The sequence below is a fragment of the Reyranella sp. GW821-FHT12G01 genome (assembly GCF_058806575.1).
This window is the reverse complement of record NZ_JBXAPV010000001.1, coordinates 2,199,338-2,219,063: the sequence shown is the minus strand read 5'-3', so window position 1 is coordinate 2,219,063 and position 19,726 is coordinate 2,199,338. Positions and strand designations below refer to the sequence as shown.

Genomic DNA, 19,726 nt, shown 5'->3' with positions numbered 1-19,726 from the left:
TCCGGGAGGCATCGTGCTGGGGCGAGTGGGGCGGCCGACCGGAATTGAACCGGCGACATCCAGAATCACAATCTGGCGCTCTAACCAACTGAGCTACGGCCGCCATCGCGGTTCGCTCCCGACGAAGCGGCGCCTTCCTACGCTCCGGCAGCCGGAGCGTCAAGAAACAGGAGGCGTCGGCGGCAGGAGCCGGTCGATGGCGCGGGTCCACACGCCACAGGCCTCGTCGAACGACAGGGCGAACTGCTCGCGCATGCGCGCCCAGCTCTCGAAGTCGACCAGCGCTTCCATGGCGAGGACCGTCTGACGGCGCGCCCGCTCGTCGAGGGTCGCCAGCTCCGGTGCGTACATTTCCTCGAGGCGGCGGATGACCAGTTCACGGACCAGACGGATCCGGCTCTTCAGGTCTGCCGAGTCGCCCTGGTTCGCGATGAGCGCCCGCCACAAAGGCAGCCATTCCTCGCACACGCGGCCCCGCGTCTCGACATGCGCCTTCAGCCGCTCCTCGCGGTTGCCCAGGGCAGGCTGGGCGGCGACCTGCGTCGATGCCCGCAGCAAGGCATCGTCCGTGGCGGCGACGCGCAAGGCATGGAGATCGGGAAACCGCTCGAACACCGACCGCACCGAATAGCCGGCGCGCTGCGCGATGGTGACGGCGGTCGGGATCTGGGGACTGTCGCGCAACAGCGCGAGATAGGCCTCGATGATGAGCTGCCGCGTGCGCGCGCTACGCTGGCGGCGTCCGTCCACATGCTCGGGCTTCGCGGACACGGCCGGCATCTCCCCGCTTCGACCGGTCATGCCGCCCCGCTGGAGCTCTTCGGCAACAAACGATCGATCGTCTGCGTCCAGACGAGGCAGGCATCGTCGAACGACAGTTCGAAGAACTCGCGCATGCGCGCCCAGCTCTCGACGTCGGTCAGCGCTTCCAGCGCGATCAGCATCTGGCGGCGCTCTTCAACAGGCAGCATGGCGAACTCCGGCGCGAACATCAGCTCCATGCGAGCTGTTACGCGGTCGCGTGCGATCCGGATGCGTGCCTTCAATTCGGGTGAGTCGCCTTGATTGACGATCAGCGAGCGCCACAGCGGCAGCCAGCGCTCGCAGGTCTCGCCGCGCGTCGTAACGTGCGCGTCGATCCGGGTCTTGCGATCGCCGTCGGCACCGCGGGGCGGCGCCAGGGCCGATATCTGCGCGATCGAATAATCGACCGCGGCCACCTGGAGGGCGCGGATGTCAGGGAAACGCTCGAAGATGGATCGCACCGAATAGCCGGCGCGCTCCGCGATTTCGGCGGCGGTCGGCACGCGCGGCGAGAGTTCCTGGGCCAGCGCCAGATAGGCCTCGATGATGAGCTGCTTGGTCCGCTCGCTGCGCAGGCGGCGACCGTCGATCTTGGCGGGCTTGGTGGACGGGACGGCCAAGGCTCAATCCGATCCGGTTTGGGATTCTGCCGGCGTCGGCGGCAGAATCCGGTCGATGGCGCGGATCCACACGGCGCAGCCCTCGGCGAACGACAGTCCGTAGGTGTCGCGCAGGCGCGACCAGCTCTCGATATCCGTCACGGCTTCGAGGGCGATGAGGAGATTGCGGCGCTCGATGTCGGAGAGCGTCGAAAGCTCGGGCCGGTACATCACTTCCATGCGCTCGATCGTGCGCTGCCGCGCGACCTTTACCCGCACGGCGAGGGCATCGTTTTCGTCGAAGTTGAACAGCAGAGCCCGCCACAGCGCCACGCCGCGCTCGCACGTCCCTGCCCTGGTCTCCACCTGCGACTTGATACGGGTAGCCCGATCGGCATCGACGTCGCGCGCAGGTGCAAGCGCAGCGGCGTGCGCCAGGCCGTAATCCGCCGCCGCTACCCGCAAAGCATGGAGGTCGGGGAAACGCTCGAAGACGGAGCGGACCGAATAGCCTGCCCTCACCGCGATTTCTGCCGCGGTCGGCATCGGCGTCAGCGGATTCTCGCGGATGATCGCCAGGTAGGCCTCGATGATGAGCTGCTTGGTCCGCTCACTGCGCAGGCGACGCCCATCGATCCGGATGGCTTTGTGTGCGGCCGGTGCTGGCGCCGGGGGATCGATCGGACTCATGCCGAGAGAAGACTCGATGCGGGGTTCACATTGCTGCCCAAGGGGCTCGAACGGGTGATATTAGCAATTCCGATGCAAAAATACTACGCCTCGAAAGCGTCTATCGCCTCGCGGATCGTTACAATTGCATCCTAGGTCCCGTAAAGTGCAAATACTAGGGGCTCACCTGCGAAAATGCCGGCTCAGTCGCTCGATGGCGCTGTCGAGCGTGCTGTCATGCTTGCAGAAGCAGAAACGCGCGAAATATCGGGGCGCTTCGGGCGATTGATAGAATGCGCTCACGGGAACGGCCGTCACGCCCGCTTCCACCGTGATATGGCGGCAGAAATCCTCGTCGCTTCCGTTGAAGCCCAGTGGACGGAAGTCGGTCGTCACGAAATAGGTCCCGTGCGCCGGCAGCACGTCGAAGCCGATCTCCGCCAGAGCGCTGGCCAGCCGGTCGCGCTTGGTTTGCATGTCGGATGCAAGTGTCGAGAAGTAGTTGTCGTTCAGGCGCAGGCCCGTGGCGGCGCCCCACTGCAGGTTGGGTGGCGTCGTGAAAGTCATGAACTGGTGGGTCCTGGCGATCGCCTTCATCAGCTCGGGCGCGGCCGTGATGTAGCCCACCTTCCAGCCCGTCAGGCTGAAACTCTTGCCGGCCGAACCGATGCGCACCGTGCGGTCGCGCATGCCCGGCAGGGTCATCATCGAGATGTGACGCCGGTCGTCGAAGATGATGTGTTCGTAGACTTCGTCGCAGATCGCATAGACATCGTGCTTGAGGCAAAGATCGGCGATGAACGAAAGCTCCTCATGATCGAAGACCTTTGAGCAGGGATTCATCGGCGTGTTGAAGAGGATGAGCTTGGTCTTGGGCCCGAAGGCTGCGGCCAGCTCTTCCTTCGGCAGGCGCCAGCTCGGCGGCTCGAGGCGCACCAGCTTCGGGATGCCCCCTGCCCGCCGGACCATGGGTAGATATGAATCGTAGAGCGGTTCGATCAGCACCACCTCGTCGCCCGGCTCGATCAGTCCGAACAGGCAGTCGCCCAGCGCCTCGGTGGCGCCCGAGGTGACCAGCACCTCGCTCTGCCAATCGACATCGAGGCCCTGGAAGCGCTTGGCATGCTCCGCCACGGCCTGACGCAGCTCGGGAATGCCCATCATCGGCGGATACTGGTTGTGACCGTTCAGCAGGAAATCCGCGGCGGCCGCCCGCACCTCCTCCGGACCCTTGTCGTCGGGGAAGCCCTGGCCGAGGTTGACTGACTGATGCTCGCGCGCCAGCGCCGACATGACTTCGAACACTGTCGTTCCAAGGCCGGACATCGTGGAGTTTGCGGATTTCATGCGGAATTCTCTACTGCTTAACTATTGTTCATTAATTTGCCGATAATTTGATCAATCCGCCCGTTAAACAGCCAGACTGAATCAGGATTTCCCGCATCAGCCTGTGGAAAATCTTGGCATGGAATGTGCTTCCTGGTGTGTCATACGGGCTTTCCCGCCGGGAGGGCCCGGTGCCTGCGTGCGGAGTGTCTTAAGCCAAATGAAGAAGATCGAAGCGATCATCAAGCCCTTCAAGCTCGATGAGGTGAAGGACGCACTCAACCAGATCGGCCTGAAAGGCATCACGGTTCTCGAGGCCAAGGGCTTCGGCCGGCAGAAGGGCCATACCGAACTCTATCGCGGCGCAGAGTATGTCGTCGATTTCCTGCCGAAGGTGAAGCTGGAGCTCATCATCGAGGACGAGATGGTCGAGAAGGCCGTCGAAGCGATCCGCAGTTCGGCGCATACCGGTCGCATCGGCGACGGCAAGATTTTCGTGTCGAGCATCGACGACGCGATCCGAATTCGTACTGGTGAGCGTGGTGACGCCGCCGTATGAGGACCCGGCCTTTGGGGGCTGAAGCAGTAAACCACAAGTAGAGGGACGACCGACTATGGATGCCAAACAGGTTCTCGCGCTGATCAAGGAAAAGGACGTCAAGTTCGTTGACTTCCGCTTCACCGATCCTCGCGGCAAGTGGCAGCACACGGCCCGCATGGCGTCCGCCACCGACGAAGGCACCTTCGAAGACGGCGTGATGTTCGACGGCTCCTCGATCGCCGGCTGGAAGGCGATCAACGAGTCGGACATGATCCTGATGCCGGATCCGTCCACTGCCGTGCTCGACCCCTTCTCGGCCCAGACCACGCTGATCGTGAACTGCGACGTCGTCGAGCCCTCGACCGGCCAGCTCTATGCCCGCTGCCCGCGTTCGACCGCCAAGCGCGCTGAAGCCTTCATGAAGTCGTCGGGCATCGGCGACACTGCCGTGTTCGGCCCCGAACTCGAGTTCTTCGTGTTCGACGACGTCCGCTACGACGTTCAGATGCAGGGCAGCTTCTACAGCATCTCGTCGAACGAATCGCCATGGAACACCGGCATCGCCGTCGAGGGTGGCAACCTGGCCCATCGTCCGGGCGTCAAGGGCGGCTACTTCCCGGTCCAGCCGGTCGACACGCACAACGACCTGCGCGCCGAGATGATGTCGGTCTGCACCGACATGGGCATCGTCATGGAAATCCACCATCACGAGGTGGCCCCGGCCCAGAACGAACTCGGCTTCCGCTTCGACACGCTCGTGAAGACGGCCGACAACGTGCAGAAGTACAAGTACACGCTGCACAACGTCGCCCACAGCTACGGCAAGTCGCTGACCTTCATGCCGAAGCCGCTCTATGGCGACAACGGCTCGGGCATGCACACTCACCAGTCGATCTGGAAGGACGGCAAGCCGCTGTTCGCCGGTTCGGGCTACGCCGACCTGTCGGAGACGGCGCTGTACTACATCGGCGGCATCATCAAGCACGCCAAGGCGCTGAACGCCTTCACCAACGCCAGCACCAACTCCTACAAGCGCGTGATCCCGGGCTTCGAGGCGCCGGTGCTCCTGGCCTACTCATCGCGCAACCGCTCGGCCTCGTGCCGCATCCCCTACGCGTCGTCGCCGAAGGGCAAGCGCGTCGAGGTCCGCTTCCCCGATCCGTCGGCCAACCCGTACCTCGCCTTCGCGGCGATGCTGATGGCCGGCATCGACGGCATCAACAACAAGATCCATCCGGGCGACCCGATGGACAAGAACCTGTACGACCTGCCGCCGGAAGAGCTCTCGAAGGTTCCGACCGTCGCCGGTTCGCTGCGCGAGGCCCTCAACGCCCTCGACGCCGACCGCTCGTTCCTCACCAAGGGCGGCGTGTTCACCGACGACCAGATCGACGCCTACATGGAACTCAAGTGGGAAGAGGTCTACAACTGGGAACACCAGCCGGCCCCGATCGAGTACAAGATGTACTACTCGATCTGATCTTTTCCGATCTTTCGGATCATGGAAGGGCCCGCTGTTGCGGGCCCTTCTTTTGTTGGAGGATGCGCGCCGCAAAACTTCTGAGGGAACTGACATGGGCTGGATGGACGAAGCGATGGAGACACTGCGCCCCTGGATCGGGCGGGTGCGCACGACCGAGGACGATATCGGCATGATGGCCGTCCGCCGCGTCGCCGCGACCTTCGATGTCGATCCCGACAGCATCAAGCGCGGACAGGAGCTGCCGCCGCACTGGTTCACCGTGTTCTTCGCCGAGACCGTCCGCCAGGGCGAACTCGGCCCCGACGGCCATCCCAACAAGGGCATCGTCCTGCCGCCGATCCCGATGCCGCGCCGCATGGGCGCCGGCCGCCGCGTCCAGGTCATGGGTCGCCTCAAGGCCGGCGAGCCGGCGATCAAGAAGGCCGAGGTCGCCGACATCGTCCCCAAGACCGGCCGTTCGGGCGATATCTTCGTGCTGACGATGCGCCACACCATCGAACAGGGCGGCAAGACCATCGCCTCCGACACGTTCGACGCGATTTACCGCCCCGCCGTGCCGCCGGGCCAGAAGACCACGGCGACGGTCGCGGCGCAGGCGCGCAAGGACCAGTCCTGGACCGAGACGACGCAGCTCACCAACACGCTCAACTTCCGCTACGGCGGGATCACCTGGAACGCCCACCGCATCCACTATGACGGCGACTACACGCGCAGCGAGGAAGGCTACCCGGCCATCGTCTCGAACGGCGGCCTCTCGATGCACCTGATGGTCGACGCGGCGCTCAAGCACGCCAAGGGCGAGCTGACCGGCTACACCGCCCGCCTCGTCCATCCGCTCTGGGTCGGCGACCTCATCGAGGTGCGCGGCGAGGAACAGAAGGACGGCAAGCTGAAGCTGTGGGCCGCCGACAAGAACGGCGTGCTCTGCGGCGAGATGGACCTGGAGTTCGCGGCGTGAGTGGCGGCCCACTCTCGGGCGTGAAGGTGGTCGACCTGACGACGGTGGTCGTCGGGCCGATCTGCACGCGCACGCTGGCCGACTACGGCGCCGAGGTCATCAAGGTCGAGGCGCCGGGCGGCGATCTCCTGCGCACCATGGCGCAGGGCAGCCGCAATCCCGGCATGTCGGGCAAGTTCATCAACTTCAACCGCAACAAGCGTTCGATCGTGCTCGACATCAAGAACCCGGACGGGCTCGCAGCACTTCATCGGCTGATCGCGAAGGCCGACGTGTTCGTGAGCAACGTGCGCCCCGAGGCCCTGCACCGCGCCGGCCTCGACTTCGAGAGCCTGACGAAGAAGAACCCGAAGCTGATCCACTGTTCGATCCTCGCCTTCGGACGCGGCGGCCGGTACTACAACCGCCCCGCCTACGATCCGATCGTGCAGAGCCTGTCGGGCGTTGCCGGCACGCTGGAACGCGCGACCGGCGAACCGCGCTTCGTGCCGATGGTGATGAGCGACCACACGACCGGCCTCATCGCCGCCCAGTGCATCGGCTTCGCGCTCTATCGGCGCGAGAAGACCGGCCAGGGCGAGGCGATCGACGTGCCCATGCTCGAGAACATGGCCTCGTTCGTGTCGAGCGAGCACCTCGGCGCTGCCACCTTCGATCCGCCCGTCGGACCGACCGGCGACAACCGCCTGCTCAGCCCCGACTACCGGCCGCTGCCGACCAAGGACGGCTACATCACGGTCGGCCCCAACACCAACCACCAGGCCTTCGCCTTCTTCGACGCGATCGGCCGCCCGGAACTCAAGACCGATCCGCGCTTCGACAGCGCCGCGTCGCGCACCAAGAATGCCGCCGATTACTTCGTCGTCCGCAAGGAAGGTCTCGCGAAGAAGACGACCGAGGAATGGCTGGAAATCTTCGACAAGGCCGACGTGCCGGCGGCGCGTTACAACACGATCGACGACCTGCTGACAGATCCGCATCTCAGCGATGTCGGCTTCTTCCAGCCGGAGGATCACCCTAGCGAGGGCCGCATCCGTCGATCCAAACGGGCCAACAAGTTCTCGGGTGGCGAGCGGGCTGTCGAGACGCATGCTCCCTCACTCGGTGAGCATACGAATGCCATTCTCGCCGGCGCCGGATACAGCGACGCCGAGATCGAGACAATGCGGGCGTCGGGCGCGGTGCGCTAACCGAAGCGCACGCTTGCGGTACGGCCGCGCCGTGGCGCGACCGACAGGACTTCGCCGGCCGGCCGTTCGTTCGTTGGGCTGACTGGCAGGAGCGGTATGCGCCGCCGTTCGCCGGGCAGTAGATGGAAACCTTCGTCGTCCGCCCGGTAATCCGGCACTTCGATCTGGATGCAGGGCGCGAACTTCGCCGCCTCGATCACGACAGCCCACCCTGCTCCGTCCCGCTCCAGCGTCGCTGACAGCCCGGGATCGTGCGCAAGCGCGGATCGGCCCAGGGGGAAGTGCGTGGCATCTGCGAGGCGTGCACCCGTGGTCGAGTCCGACAAGGTCACGGCCGTCAGTTCGAGCGATGGCGCGCCAAAGCGGTAGGCGTAGGTGATGTCGAAGAAGGAGCCTATGAGCTCGGCCGAGGTCATCGTCCGCGCGCTGCGCGCCGGCAGGGCGACGTCGCATTCACGCCGCATCACCACCACGTCGCCAGCCTGAAGGCAGATCAGCGACAGCTTGGCTTGCAACGACTCCGCCGTGTCGTTGGTCAGGTGCACGGCGAGGCCATTCAGGCCCTCATCCGTCAATGCGACCTGGACTGGCCTGAAGGCGCGTCGCAAGCCATGCCAGGCGAGCTTGGGAACGCCGGCTGAATCGATGACGCCCCAACCGGCGCCCGGACTCAGGTCCTTCAGCATCCAGACCAGCGCGCCAGCGCACGTCGATGCCGGTCGCCGCCATTCGCCGATCACCGCATCCATGAGATCGGCCGACACGGCGCGCGACAGCCGGCGATGATGCACCGGGTCTTCGGCCAGCAATCGCGATGCGTCGACGCCGTAGAGCAATTCGAGATAGTGGTCACGTACTGTCGCAAAATCCCAGTCGGCGCCGCGATCGCGCGGCACGATATCGGTGACGGTGGCCGGACCGATTGGCGTGTTGGCGAGGCCCAGGCATTCGGCGGCAAACCGGACATCGGCGCGCCGCGCATCCTCGAGGGGACGCCGATAGGCCCCGACGCCGTAGTAGTGCGACACCCCCGTATCGACCTGGAAGGGCAGATCTCCCCCTTCGGGCGATTGTGCGACGAACGGGACATCGGGGCAGCGCGCGCCGGCGATGCCGCGCAGGATCTCGTCGCAGAGCGGGCTGTTCCACAGGGCTGGCGGGAGACCGAGCATCGCCGCCTGCTGTGCGATTTCGCTGCCGCCGCACAGGACGGCGAGCGACGGATGGGCTTTTGCGCGCGCCAGGAACTGGTCGGCTTCGCGCTCGACGCTCTGCCGGAACGACGGATCGGCGATCGGATAGTCCATGTTGGCGAACATGAAATCGTGCCAGACGAGCAGACCGAGTTCGTCGCACAGCGCGAAGAAGTCGTCGCTCTCGTAGGTCATCGTGCCGCCGACACGGATCATGTTCATGTGCGCATCGCGCGCTTGGCAAAGCCATGGCGACAGCGTCTCGCGATCGGCTGCCAGCGTGACCAGATCCGCAGTGCTCCAGCACGCCCCGCGGGCGAAGATCGGCAGCCCGTTGATCCGCAGCGTAAAGCTCCGACCGTCGGCGCCGCGATCGATCTCGACCGATCGGAAGCCAACCCGGCCGAGCTCGATCTCGACATCTCCGACTCTGGCACGCACGTTGTAGAGGAACGGCGTGCCGTGCGTGTGCGGCCACCATTTCTCGACGTCAGCGAGGCACATCCGTCCGTGAAGACGCCCCTCTGCGGTCCATTCGAGCGATGCACTACGCCCGGCAACCTCCAGACGCGCCGGCGGCTGCGATCCCTGGCCTTCGAGGTTGAGCGTAACCTCGAGCACGCCATCATCGCCGTCGAGCGTGGCCCGGATATCGGCAGTCCTCACGCGCAGAGACGTCGTCTGCTCCACGATTTCGATTGTCCGCCACGGACCGACCGCATGGACGGGCGGCTGCCAGCCGGTCATGTGGCCGAGCAGCGTCGTGCGCACCTGGCGCAGCGCATTGTTCTCGACCAGCGAGGTTCGCCAGCGCGCCCTGCCCTTGCGGCGCGCAAGCTCGGCATCGAGAGAACGAAAGACGATGACGAGTTCGTTGCCGCCAATCAGCTCGACGTCGACCTCATGCGACAGGAACATGTTGTCGGAGACCAGGATCGAGCGGCCGTTCAGCCAGACTTCCGCCAGCGTCGCGAGCCCATTGAAGCGCAGCAAGCGCCTGCCACGCCCCTCGAAGCGTGTCCGGTACCAGATGTCCTTGTCGTGGAGAGGCCGTGGCTCCTCCAGCCTCCATTGGCCGGCATCCCGCAATGCCTGTGCCGCCGTGCCTGGCACCGGGGCGGCGATCCACTCCAAGCCGGCCGGCAATTCTTCCGGCGCCCGTGTCGATCCTGCGGCGACAAGAGCAAGCTGCCATCCGTGGCCGAGCGGCGTGAAGCCCAGCATCAGGCGAACCGCTCGCCTAGCGTCGCGAAGATGGCGTGGTAGTCGTCTTCCAGGGCCTGGAGATTGACGGCCTGCGCGTCGAACTTCCGGCGATGGACCATGCGCGCAAGCTGGAACTGTACAGCCTTGGCGCCTTCGGCGATGCGTCGGCAGGCGGACGCTGTTTCGGAGAGGCCGTTCACGCCCTTCGAACCCAGCCAATCGAGATAGGTGCCGAGCATCTCGAAGTTGGCGCCAAGCTGGCGCGGCAGGTTGAAGGCATAGAGATGGAAATAGGCGATGTCGCGAAGGCTGAGCTGCTCGAGATGCGAAGGCAGCGCCATGCGCCATTCGCCGACTGGATTCCCGCGTGGCCGATGCTTCAGGTGACCGCGCAGCAGCGAGAGCGACATCTCCAGCAATGCCGCACCGTTGAGTGCCCCGCCGTCTCGCTTCACGAACTCGGCGTAGGGAAAAAGCACGGCGGGCTGCCGGAACAGCCCCTCATAGTCCTCGCCCGACAGCTCGTAGTAGCCGGTGCCGTGGAAGTAACCCAGGCGTCGCCGCTCCGGATCAAGAGCGATCACGGCGATGCTGGTCTTCACATGTCCCTTGCGATAGGCGTCGCCGGCATCGGGCAACCAGAAGGCATCGACCTCGACCAGGACGGGCCGGCCACGCCGAAGCTGGGCCATCGACTGTGCCTCGACCGAATCGAAGATCGCGAGTTCCTGCACCGTCAGGCCGAACAGGGCCTGCAGGTCCTCCAGCGGGAACTTGAAGAAGGTGAAGTGATCGCCCTCGAAATCCTGCAGCACGGTGAAGGAAAGCGCCGCCTCGACGGGATGACCCAGTGCGGGCAACAACTCGACCCACACGTCGATGTAGCAGTTGGTCTCCGGCCAGATGCGATCGCCGCCATGCAGGACGCTCGGCCGCCAGGTCGCGGCATTCAATCCCAGAAGGTCGATGCCGTCAGAGGCCGAGGACATGGCGGACGCTGCCCGGCCATTCGCCAATGGCGAAGCCGTGGTGCTTGAACAAGGCGAGTGTCAGGCGCTCGACGCCGAAGCCGACGCAGGCCGTATGCGCGATCTCACCCGCCTCCGTCTCGATGCTCCAGGCCCGGCCGAACATATCGCGATGGTCGTTGAAGCTGACGCACGCCGTGCGCGGCCCTTCCGCCACGATCGGTATCAGCAGCTCGAACTTCAGGTGCTCTTCCCGCTGGTTGCTGGCGAGGAGCCGCCCGGCCCGGCCGAAGAACGGATCGTTCGCGACCTCGATGGCGCACGGCAGGCCAAGCGATTCGACGAGGGCCCCGGCACGTTCGAGCCACAGCGTCCGGAAGGCGGAGATCTGCTGCGGTGTGCCGATGCGGACATGCTCGCGTTGGCGGAACATCTGCATCCGCGCCGGATCGATCGAGGGCTCGTGCCGGAAGCACCAGGTGTAGACATCGACCAGCGCACCGCTGCTGGAAAGACGACCACGCGAGGCGATCGCGGGATAGACGCCGTAACAGGCGGCCGGCGTCAGCGCGACTTCGGTCGGCCGCTGGGAGCCTGTCCAGTCCTCCCCCTTGGAAAGCCTGTCCAAAAGTGCGGCGTGATCGTCGTCGGAGCCGGAAAAGCTTGCCACCGTACCGGCGAGGTGCGGAAAGCTCCTGACATAACCGCTCTTCTCAAGCTGCAGGCGGCCGAGTCCGGGTGGGAACCGCATGACTTCGGGCTTGTCGGGATCGCCCACGGTGCCGATCGCCACGTTGAGCCGCTCCACCACGTGCTCGAAGGCGCCGCTGCGGCCAAACAGGCCATCGACGCCCATCGATATCAGCAGGCCATGGTTCAGCAATTCGTCGCGGAAGGCCCTGTAGGCTGCAGCGGCAGCCTCGCTCACGAAAGCAGCTCCGGGTCGTCCCGCAAAGCCAAAGCCAGGTTGGCATTGTTCGCCACGATGCGATCGTTGTTCACCATCACGATCGCCGAATACGCGTCGCGCAGCAGGCGTCCCACGCTGAAGGGCGAATCGTTGCGGTAACCGGCAAGGCCGCAGACCAGCATCGCCTGCTCGACGATCTTCACCGCAGCCTGCGAGCTGCCGAGCTTGAGATTGTTCATCGTCACGGCGAACGGCAGCGCCGACAGTTCATCCTCCGAGCCGATCGCGGCTTCGTACCGGCGCAGGCAGGACAGAAGATCGCTCTTCATCGACTGCAGGTCGACCATGGCCGCCGCCAGCCTCGGCGCGCCGAGCGGCGGCACGCCGGGCTTCCGCTTGGCCTCGGCACGCACGAACGCCCGCGCCCGCGCCAGCGCTTCGGTGGCGATGCCCAGCCACAGCGCACTCCACACGAGATGCGAGGTCGGGAGCATGGTGTGCGCCGACACGTCGGCATAAGCCACGGGAATGACCTGGGCCATCTCGCCTTCCGCCGCCAGCCGATAGCCGTTGGAGCAGGTGCCGCGCATACCCAGCGTGTCCCAGCTTTCCTGGATCTGCAGGTCCGCACCGGCGCGCGGCATGACCACGATCACCTGATCGGATGCCGGCGATTGGGGCGTGCGGCGGGCCGTCACCAGGATCGCGTCGCAGGCGTCGGCGTAGGAGATCACCGGCGCCTGCTTGATGAGCGTGAACCGGCCCCGCTTCTCGTCCAGCGCACAGACGCTCGATCGCACATCGCCGCCGACACCCGCCTCAGAGGTCGCAGACGCAAGAAGCAGCTGCTCGTCGAGCAGCCGTTTCATGAAAGCGCGCAGCCATGGATTGTTGCCGGCATGCCGCACGATGCACGAGACCTGAATCTGGTGCATGGCATAGATCATGGCGGTGGCGGCGCAATGCTGGCCGAGTTCGTGGCAGATCGCCACGACGTCGCCGATGCCCGCGCCGGATCCGCCCTCGCTTGCGGGCACCAGCAAGCCGAGGAGTTTCCTGTCCTTCAACGCCGCGAGGGCTTCCGACGGAAGGCGCGCCCGCGCATCGACGTCGTCGGCATGCCGGGCGGCGATTTCGCTTCCCACCGCGCGGGCCGCGGCGAGCCACGGCGTCATGCCGCTTCTTCCCTCACACCGATCTCGGTGAGTGCTTCGGCGATGGCGTCGATGCTGGAGAAGGTCTTGCGGCGCAGCAGCCGGTCGGGGAATTCGATATCGAAGGCCTCTTCCAGCGCCAGCATCAGGCTGACCGTGGCGTGCGAAGTCAGCCCCGCCGCGTGCAGATCGGCATCGTCCCGAAGCATATCGATCCCGGCCGGCAGGCTACCGGCAGTCTTCAGCACGGTTCGGATTCGAACCTTCAACGGCGATGACACCGTAAACTCCCAGCGTGTGCGAATCGAGAATTCGCAAGCAATTCCTGCGGTTTAGGATATTCTGCCGATGGGAACAAATCAATTTGCTGACGCTGCACGGGTCGTGGGAAATCCGGAGGCGTTTGTGGGTCGTATAGGGAAAAATGACGCCGATTGCGGTTAAAGACTGCTTCGGGTGGCTGCACGTGCCTGCCGGCGCTCGCGCGAGCGACGTTGCGGTTCTGATCTGCCCCGGCCTGCTGGGTGACGAGCTCGTCGCCTACTGCGGGCTGCGGGTGCTCGCCGACAAATTGGCCGAGGCCGGCTATTGGACCGTGCGGCTCCAGTATCCGGGCACTGGCGATTCCTGTGATCGCGCCGTCGAGCAAGCCGATGGTCATTGGACTGCCTGGCAGGAAAGCGTCGACTCGGCGGCCGACTGGCTGAAATCGGTGAGCGGCGCTCAGAAGCTACTGATCTGCGGCATGCGGGCCGGAGCCATGCTGGCCACCTTGGCGGCTTCGCGGCGCGATGATGTGGCCGGCCTCCTCTTCTTCGAGCCGACGGTGAGCGGCCGTTCCTACCTTCGCGAACTGACGCTCGACGCCGAACTGCACGGTGGCCACGTCCTGCCGGCGGGTGCCGGTATCGAGGTCGGGGAATTCCGCTTCAATGCGACGACGATCGCCCAGATCGCGGCCGTCGACCTTCGTGCCATCGCACCCAAGGCGGGTCTGAAGGTCGCGATGTTTGCCCGCGCGGACACCCGGCATCTGGAAGACTGCCTGGCCTCCTGGCGACGTGCGGGCGGCGACGCGAGAAATCTTGGCTGGAACAGCGATCTCGATTCCCTGATCGGCCATCCCACGTTCGATGCGGTCCAGCTTCCGACCTTCCGCCAGGTGCTGGACTGGGTAACTGAATCTCTTCCCGCGACCGCGCTGTCGACCGTCGAGACGGGTCCCCTGACGATCGTGCCAGAGGCAGCGACGCTTCGCCCTGCCGGTTGCGTCGAGACGACCTTGCGCTTCGGGTCGGGCAGCCGCCTGTTCGGCATTGTCTGCGATCCCGAAAGCGGCCCGTCCAGCCAGGTCGTCATCATCGTCAATGGCGGGCGAGATCCGCGCTACGGCGCATCGCGCCAGGGCGTCGAACTGGCGCGACGGCTCGCCCGGTCGGGCATCTCCTCGCTGCGTGCCGACTTCGCCGGGCTCGGCGACAGTCTCGGCCCGCCGGGCAAGGAAAATGTCATCAGCCATTCCTTCACCGACCGGACCTCCGACGTCCGCGCGATGATCGATGCGCTGCAGGCCAAGGGGTATCGGAAGTTCACGGTCCAGGGCATCTGCTCGGGTGCCTACCACGCCTTCCATGCCGCGCTTGCCGAGCGTCGCGTCGGCGGGTTGATGCTGGTCAACCAGCCGCTGTTCACCCTGCCGCGCCGGCCGGACGAGATCACCTATCTCGACCATCGCCGCATGACGCCGCTGTTCTATCTCCGCAAGCTTTTCAGCTCGCAGAGCTGGCGCACGCTGCTTCGGGGGCGTGTGGACCTGGGCACGGCTCTGCATTCGCTCTGGGTTCGCGGCCTGCGGTCGGCGCGCCTGGGCAGCCGGCGGATCGGGCGAACCATCGGCCTCATCCGCAAGCTCTCCTTCGCCCAAACGGCGCTTTCCGATCTGTCCTCGCGCGGCGTCAGGACGCTCTTCCTCTTCTCGCCGGCGAAGGAAGACCTGGAAATGTTCCGGCGTGAATTCACGCTCGAGCCGGATGCGCTGGCGCGCTACCGTGGCGCCGAGATGCGCGTCGTTCCGCGGATGGACCACGCCCTCATCTCCACCGAGAGCCGTCGCGATGCCAATGCCGAGATGGTCGACTTCGTCGGCGGGTCGCCCGCCCGGCTAGCGCGAGCCGGCGGCCAGGACTGACGCGATCGATCGGGCGGCCAGTCCGTTGGCCCGGTCGTTGAAGTGCCAGTCGACGAAGAAGGCTTCCGGATCCTGCGCAACGCCGGCCTTCTCGAAGGCCTCGTAGGTATTGAGCGTCCGCAGTCCGGCCTTGGCCGCGCAATCGAGCACGGAGGCGACACGCTTGTGCTGTGTCGTCCCGTTCCGTGGCCAGATCCAATCCTCGTATCGGGGAAAAGCCACCACCAGCGCCTCGACCTTCTCGCGACGGACGAGCGATGCGAACCGGTCCATCAGCCGGCACGAGACGAGATCGGCATCCTGGCCCGTCGCCACCGCATCGCCGTGCCAGAGTTCGTAGGCACCCAAGCAGTTCATGATGAAGTGCAGCAGGTAGGACCGGCCGAGGATGCGGCGTGCAAGCGTGAAAGGTCCGGTGAATGGCGCGGTCGGCACCGGGACATTACGCAATTCGAGCCCTGCTCCCGCCGCCACGAACCACGGCTTGTGCCGCATGTTGTGGACCGCATGCGCGGCACGGTCGATGTCCGAGGCGATGAAGGCCAGCACGACTGTCCCGGGTTTGACCGCCGGCACGAGGCGCTCGGCCTTGAGCACCATCTGGTCGAGCCCGTAGTCGCGCACGCCGGCGGCCAGGACGCGACGGCCGGTGTCGCGTTCGAGATGGGCGGGCCAGGTCTCGTCGTCGGCCACGGCGTAGCCCTCGGTGTAGGAATCGCCGATCGCCAGGATCGGCGATCCGCTCCCTTCCTTCGCCGTTGCCGTATGGTGGCGCATCCCGTCGGCCGAGATCGTGATCGGCTTGCCCGCAAGGAAGCCTGAGGCGCCAGGCTGCAGGTCCCATCCCAGCTCGCGGTCGTAGCGGAGCTGCGGCCGCTCCAATGCATCCGACTGAAGGTCGAGCTGGATGAAGTTGGGATAGGTCCAGAGAAGGCTTGTGGAGGTGCGCCATCGCAAGGCCATCTCAGCGGCCAGCAGACAGAGCACGACGGAGGTTGCGGCGAGCGCCAGCCCCGCCCACAACGAGCGCCGGCGCGACGAGGCCGGCCTTATCATCAATGCCAGGCCATCAATAAGGCCGGTCGCCCTCGATCAGCACGCGATGCATGATACGCCTCTCGCCCACCGGATAGTCGATGACGACGCGGTGCATCGTGGCGCGATTGTCCCACACCACGACGTCGCCGGCGGTCCAGACATGGCCGTGATGATGCTGCGGCTTGCGGGCCTCGTCGGCCAACTCGTCCAGCAGGGCATCGCTCTCGGCGCGCTCGAGGCCGACGATCCGGTCGAGCCGGTTGGGATTGAGATAGAGACCCTTGCGGCCGGTCTCGGGATGCGTGCGCACCAGCGGATGCTCGACATCCGGTGTCTCGGCAATCTCCTCCGGCGTGCGGGCCGAGGGCCGGTTGCGGGCGCGCGGCGTGTCGTAGCCGTGGATCGCCTTCATGCCGTCGATGCGCTTGCGCGTCGTCTCGGGCAAGGCTTCCAACACCGAGTGCATGTTGCAGAACCATGTCGAGCCACCGTGGCTCGGGATTTCGATGCTGTGCAGAAGCGTCGCCTTGGCAGGCACCGCGAAATACGAATCGTCGGTGTGCCAGTCCTCGGCGCGGATCGCCGTCTTGTCGGTCGTGCCGTCGGCCATCAGCGTGCTGACCATGACCGACACGTCGGGCACGGCGCCGCTGCGCTTGTAGCGCAGCAGTTGCTTCTGCGGCTCGCCGAAGGCCCGGGAGAAATCGCGCGTCTCCTCCGGCGTCATGGGCTTGCCCGGAATGACGACCAACAGATGCTCGGCAAGGGCCTTGGCGAGCAGCGCCGCCGTTTCGGGTTCGCCAGCGCGGGTGCGGTCGAGGCCCTCGATGCGGGCGCCGAGTGCGGCTTTCAGGGGAACGACTTCGATCATGGCTCGAAGCCTAGCGCGACGGCGCGCGGGAAACCAATGTTGCCAGCCAGGCTTTTGCCTGGCGGCTGATCGAGATGGCGGCCTGCCAGACCGGCAGCGCGCGGACGAATCCGTAGATGCGGTCGCGCCACGTGAACACCCAGGTCTCCGCCCGGAGATACCAGGAGAGCCGGAGCAGCGTCGGCCTCAGCACCTTGTAGAGCCGCGCGACCAGAGCGGTCGCGACCATCTTGCCGACGATGATCGACACCGTCGCGAGGGCGAACTTGCCCTGCAGGGCGAACCAGAAGGCTGCGAACTTCACCGGCAGCACGAGGGTCGAGGGTGCCACGAAGGCGATCAGCGCCGCCCAAGGCGGCAGGCTCGCGAGCCAGGCTTCCAGCCGGGCGATCCACGGCAGGCGCGCAATAGCCGCCATCGCCACGCCGAGATAGTGCAGCAGCACTTCCTCGAAGAACACGATCGCCGCGGCGATCGGCACGAACAGCAGTTCGAGGGCGCGTTTGAGATGGCGTTTCATCGACCTGCAATCTAGAGATCGGATACTGGCTTTTCAGTGACAAACATGTTCACACGACGCACGCTTTCCAAGCTCCTGGCCGGCCTGTCTCTCGCGCCCGCAACGGCATTGTCGCAGGGCCGCCCGCCCCTGTCCCGCATCGCCTTCGGTTCGTGCGCGAACCAGACCATGGCGCAGCCGATCTGGGAGGCCGTCCTCGCCTACCGGCCCGACCTGTTCATCTTCGCCGGCGACAATGTCTATGGCGACTTCAACGCACCGGATGCAGCCGATCTGAAGCGCGCCTACGACGAGGCCGCGCGCATCGCGGGCTATGCAAGGTTGCGGGAGACGGTGAGCCACCTCGCCGTCTGGGACGACCACGATTACGGCCTGAACGACGGCGGCGTGGAGTTTCCCCACAAGGCGCGCTCGAAGGAGCTGTTCCTCGATTTCTGGAACGTCCCCGCGACCGACGTCCGCCGCACGCGGGACGGCATCTATGATTCCCGCATCATCGGTCCGAACGGCATGCGCGTGCAGGTGATCCTGCTCGACGTGCGCTGGTTCCGCTCGGCCCTCAAGCCGACCGACCAGCGCGGCGCGCCGGGCAAGGAGCGCTACGTCCCCGACGCCGATCCGGCCAAGACGATGCTTGGCGTCGAGCAATGGGCGTGGCTGGATGCCGAGCTGCGCAAGCCCGCCGAGATCCGCCTGATCGTGTCGAGCACGCAAGTGCTGGCCGAGGGCCATGGTTGGGAGCGCTGGGGCAACTTCCCGCTCGAGAAGCAGAAGCTGATCGACACGATCCGCGCCAGCGGCGCCAAGGGCGTCGTGCTGCTGTCAGGCGATCGCCATATCGGCGCGCTCTATCGCGAGACGCCCGACGGGCTCTATCCGCTGTACGAGGCCACGTCGAGCGGCCTCAACATGGTCTATTGGGCCGCCAAGGAAGCCGGCCCCAATCGTCTCGGTGCGATCTATGCCGCCGCCAATTTCGGCGTGGTCGACATCGACTGGTGGGAACGCAAACTCCTGCTGGCCCTGCGTGACGACGGCGGCAACACCCGCCGCGGCATTGAGATTCCCTTCGATGTGCTGGGGATTGCGACCTAGTCGAGCTGGATGCCCAGCTCCTTGATGATCGCGGACCAGCGCGCGGTCTCTTCGTGGATCAGGGCAGCGGTTTCCTTGCGGCCGCGGAAGATCGGGAAGTAGCCTAGGCTCACCAGCAGCGCACTGACTTCCGGATCGGCGACGGCTTGGCGGTAGGCACCTTCCAGCCTGTCGAGAATGGCGGCCGGCGTCTGGGCCGGCGCCATGACGCCCTGCCAGACCGAAACGGTGAGATTGGGCCACCCCTGCTCCACGGCGGTCGGTACGTCCGGCAGCGCCGGATGACGATCGCGCGAGAGCACCGCGATGATGCGGACTTTGCCGGCATCCACCTGGCCCTTGTACATGCCGAAGCTCGAGATCATGAGCTGCACCCGGCCGCCCAGCATGTCGGCCAGCGCCGGCCCGCCGCCACGATAAGGCACGTGCAGGAAGTCGATACCGGTCTGGCGCTTCACCACCTCGAAGCTCAGGTGATCGACGCTGCCGAGACCGCCCGAGCCGAAGTTGAGCTTGCCCGGTTGCGACTTCGCCAAGGCGACGAATTCCTTCAGATCCTTTACCGGCAGGTCGGCCGGGATCGCGAGCACCACAGCCGAATCGGCGCAGGTGCAGATCGGTGTGAGGTCGCGTTCCACGTTGGTCGTCAGGCTGCGATACAGCAACGGATTGGTCAGCACGACGCTGCTGTTCACGTGACCGATCGTGTAGCCGTCGGGCGGACTTTTGGCGACAATCTCCAGGCCGACGCCGCCATTGGCGCCGCCTTTGTTGTCGATCACGAAGGACTGGCCGAGCAGTGACTGGACCTTCGCCGCGAGCGGTCGCGCGACGAGGTCTGTGCCACCACCCGGTGGAAAGCCGACGACGACCTTCACCGGGCGAGACGGATAATCCTGCGCCCAGGCGGTGGCGGCGAAGGGCACGCCGCCCAGGGCGGCGGCGAGCAGGCTCCGGCGATGCATGGCATTCCTCCCTTGCGACCGGCTTCGTTGGGCCGGCCCTGCGATTGT

General features: G+C 65.6%; 19 protein-coding genes and 1 tRNA gene. 6 read left to right on the top strand and 14 right to left on the bottom strand.

Annotation, left to right across the window (positions count from 1 at the left end):
- Nucleotides 1-26 precede the first annotated feature (26 nt).
- The 5 genes from AC1RP5_RS10610 to AC1RP5_RS10590 form a co-directional block, all read right to left on the bottom strand.
- Nucleotides 27-103, bottom strand: a tRNA-His gene (locus AC1RP5_RS10610).
- Nucleotides 104-159: 56 nt separating this feature from the next.
- Nucleotides 160-771, bottom strand: a complete 612-nt coding sequence (locus AC1RP5_RS10605; RefSeq protein WP_493110612.1) for a TetR/AcrR family transcriptional regulator — start codon at nt 769-771, stop codon at nt 160-162.
- A 26-nt stretch (nt 772-797) separates the two neighbouring features.
- The gene (locus AC1RP5_RS10600; RefSeq protein WP_493110611.1) at nt 798-1,424 is read right to left on the bottom strand and encodes a TetR/AcrR family transcriptional regulator; all 627 of its coding nucleotides are present in this window, start codon (nt 1,422-1,424) and stop codon (nt 798-800) included.
- Between the two features lie 3 nt (nt 1,425-1,427).
- On the bottom strand, nt 1,428-2,093 hold the full coding sequence (locus AC1RP5_RS10595) for a TetR/AcrR family transcriptional regulator (RefSeq protein ID WP_493110610.1): 666 nt from the start codon (nt 2,091-2,093) through the stop codon (nt 1,428-1,430).
- Between the two features lie 162 nt (nt 2,094-2,255).
- Nucleotides 2,256-3,419: an aminotransferase gene (locus AC1RP5_RS10590; RefSeq protein ID WP_493110609.1), complete on the bottom strand. Its 1,164-nt coding sequence runs from the start codon at nt 3,417-3,419 to the stop codon at nt 2,256-2,258.
- Nucleotides 3,420-3,618: 199 nt separating this feature from the next.
- On the opposite strand from AC1RP5_RS10590, the gene AC1RP5_RS10585 reads away from it, so the two are divergent.
- The 4 genes from AC1RP5_RS10585 to AC1RP5_RS10570 all read left to right on the top strand — a co-directional run bounded on the left by AC1RP5_RS10585 (nt 3,619) and on the right by AC1RP5_RS10570 (nt 7,570).
- The gene (locus tag AC1RP5_RS10585; RefSeq protein ID WP_092828392.1) at nt 3,619-3,957 is read left to right on the top strand and encodes a P-II family nitrogen regulator; all 339 of its coding nucleotides are present in this window, start codon (nt 3,619-3,621) and stop codon (nt 3,955-3,957) included.
- Nucleotides 3,958-4,012: 55 nt separating this feature from the next.
- Nucleotides 4,013-5,419 (top strand): type I glutamate--ammonia ligase, encoded by a 1,407-nt coding sequence (gene glnA, locus AC1RP5_RS10580; RefSeq protein ID WP_493110608.1) that lies wholly within the window; start codon nt 4,013-4,015, stop codon nt 5,417-5,419.
- Between the two features lie 94 nt (nt 5,420-5,513).
- On the top strand, nt 5,514-6,380 hold the full coding sequence (locus AC1RP5_RS10575) for an HTD2 family dehydratase (protein WP_493110607.1): 867 nt from the start codon (nt 5,514-5,516) through the stop codon (nt 6,378-6,380).
- Nucleotides 6,377-7,570 (top strand): CaiB/BaiF CoA transferase family protein, encoded by a 1,194-nt coding sequence (locus AC1RP5_RS10570; protein ID WP_493110606.1) that lies wholly within the window; start codon nt 6,377-6,379, stop codon nt 7,568-7,570. The genes AC1RP5_RS10575 and AC1RP5_RS10570 overlap by 4 nt, the downstream gene beginning before the upstream one ends.
- Here AC1RP5_RS10570 and AC1RP5_RS10565 read toward each other — a convergent pair.
- The 5 genes from AC1RP5_RS10565 to AC1RP5_RS10545 are packed head-to-tail and all read right to left on the bottom strand — an operon-like array spanning nt 7,567 to nt 13,270.
- Nucleotides 7,567-9,987: a glycoside hydrolase family 2 protein gene (locus tag AC1RP5_RS10565; RefSeq protein ID WP_493110605.1), complete on the bottom strand. Its 2,421-nt coding sequence runs from the start codon at nt 9,985-9,987 to the stop codon at nt 7,567-7,569. The two genes, AC1RP5_RS10570 and AC1RP5_RS10565, sit on opposite strands and share 4 nt — an antisense overlap.
- Complete coding sequence (locus AC1RP5_RS10560) at nt 9,987-10,958, bottom strand: DUF1839 family protein (RefSeq protein WP_493110604.1); 972 nt, start codon at nt 10,956-10,958, stop codon at nt 9,987-9,989. The genes AC1RP5_RS10565 and AC1RP5_RS10560 overlap by 1 nt, the downstream gene beginning before the upstream one ends.
- Entirely contained in the window at nt 10,942-11,865 is a 924-nt protein-coding gene (locus AC1RP5_RS10555) for an amino acid--[acyl-carrier-protein] ligase (RefSeq protein ID WP_493110603.1), read from the bottom strand. Before AC1RP5_RS10555 ends, AC1RP5_RS10560 begins: the two co-directional genes overlap by 17 nt.
- Entirely contained in the window at nt 11,862-13,022 is a 1,161-nt protein-coding gene (locus tag AC1RP5_RS10550; protein WP_493110602.1) for an acyl-CoA dehydrogenase family protein, read from the bottom strand. The genes AC1RP5_RS10555 and AC1RP5_RS10550 overlap by 4 nt, the downstream gene beginning before the upstream one ends.
- Nucleotides 13,019-13,270, bottom strand: coding sequence for an acyl carrier protein (locus AC1RP5_RS10545; protein ID WP_493113335.1), 252 nt, complete (start codon nt 13,268-13,270; stop codon nt 13,019-13,021). The genes AC1RP5_RS10550 and AC1RP5_RS10545 overlap by 4 nt, the downstream gene beginning before the upstream one ends.
- A gap of 155 nt (nt 13,271-13,425) precedes the next feature.
- On the opposite strand from AC1RP5_RS10545, the gene AC1RP5_RS10540 reads away from it, so the two are divergent.
- Complete coding sequence (locus tag AC1RP5_RS10540) at nt 13,426-15,189, top strand: serine aminopeptidase domain-containing protein (RefSeq protein ID WP_493110601.1); 1,764 nt, start codon at nt 13,426-13,428, stop codon at nt 15,187-15,189.
- Here AC1RP5_RS10540 and AC1RP5_RS10535 read toward each other — a convergent pair.
- The 3 genes from AC1RP5_RS10535 to AC1RP5_RS10525 are packed head-to-tail and all read right to left on the bottom strand — an operon-like array spanning nt 15,163 to nt 17,618.
- Nucleotides 15,163-16,248 (bottom strand): SGNH/GDSL hydrolase family protein, encoded by a 1,086-nt coding sequence (locus AC1RP5_RS10535; RefSeq protein ID WP_493110600.1) that lies wholly within the window; start codon nt 16,246-16,248, stop codon nt 15,163-15,165. The two genes, AC1RP5_RS10540 and AC1RP5_RS10535, sit on opposite strands and share 27 nt — an antisense overlap.
- Nucleotides 16,249-16,258: 10 nt before the next feature.
- Nucleotides 16,259-17,098, bottom strand: a complete 840-nt coding sequence (locus tag AC1RP5_RS10530) for a TauD/TfdA dioxygenase family protein (RefSeq protein WP_493110599.1) — start codon at nt 17,096-17,098, stop codon at nt 16,259-16,261.
- Between the two features lie 10 nt (nt 17,099-17,108).
- Nucleotides 17,109-17,618 (bottom strand): hypothetical protein, encoded by a 510-nt coding sequence (locus AC1RP5_RS10525; protein WP_493110598.1) that lies wholly within the window; start codon nt 17,616-17,618, stop codon nt 17,109-17,111.
- 45 nt (nt 17,619-17,663) lie between these two features.
- Here AC1RP5_RS10525 and AC1RP5_RS10520 point away from each other — a divergent pair, with 45 nt between their 5' ends.
- Nucleotides 17,664-18,713 (top strand): alkaline phosphatase D family protein, encoded by a 1,050-nt coding sequence (locus AC1RP5_RS10520; RefSeq protein WP_493110597.1) that lies wholly within the window; start codon nt 17,664-17,666, stop codon nt 18,711-18,713.
- Here the strand turns inward: AC1RP5_RS10520 and AC1RP5_RS10515 are convergent.
- Complete coding sequence (locus AC1RP5_RS10515) at nt 18,710-19,678, bottom strand: Bug family tripartite tricarboxylate transporter substrate binding protein (protein ID WP_493110596.1); 969 nt, start codon at nt 19,676-19,678, stop codon at nt 18,710-18,712. The two genes, AC1RP5_RS10520 and AC1RP5_RS10515, sit on opposite strands and share 4 nt — an antisense overlap.
- Between the last annotated feature and the right edge of the window lie 48 nt (nt 19,679-19,726).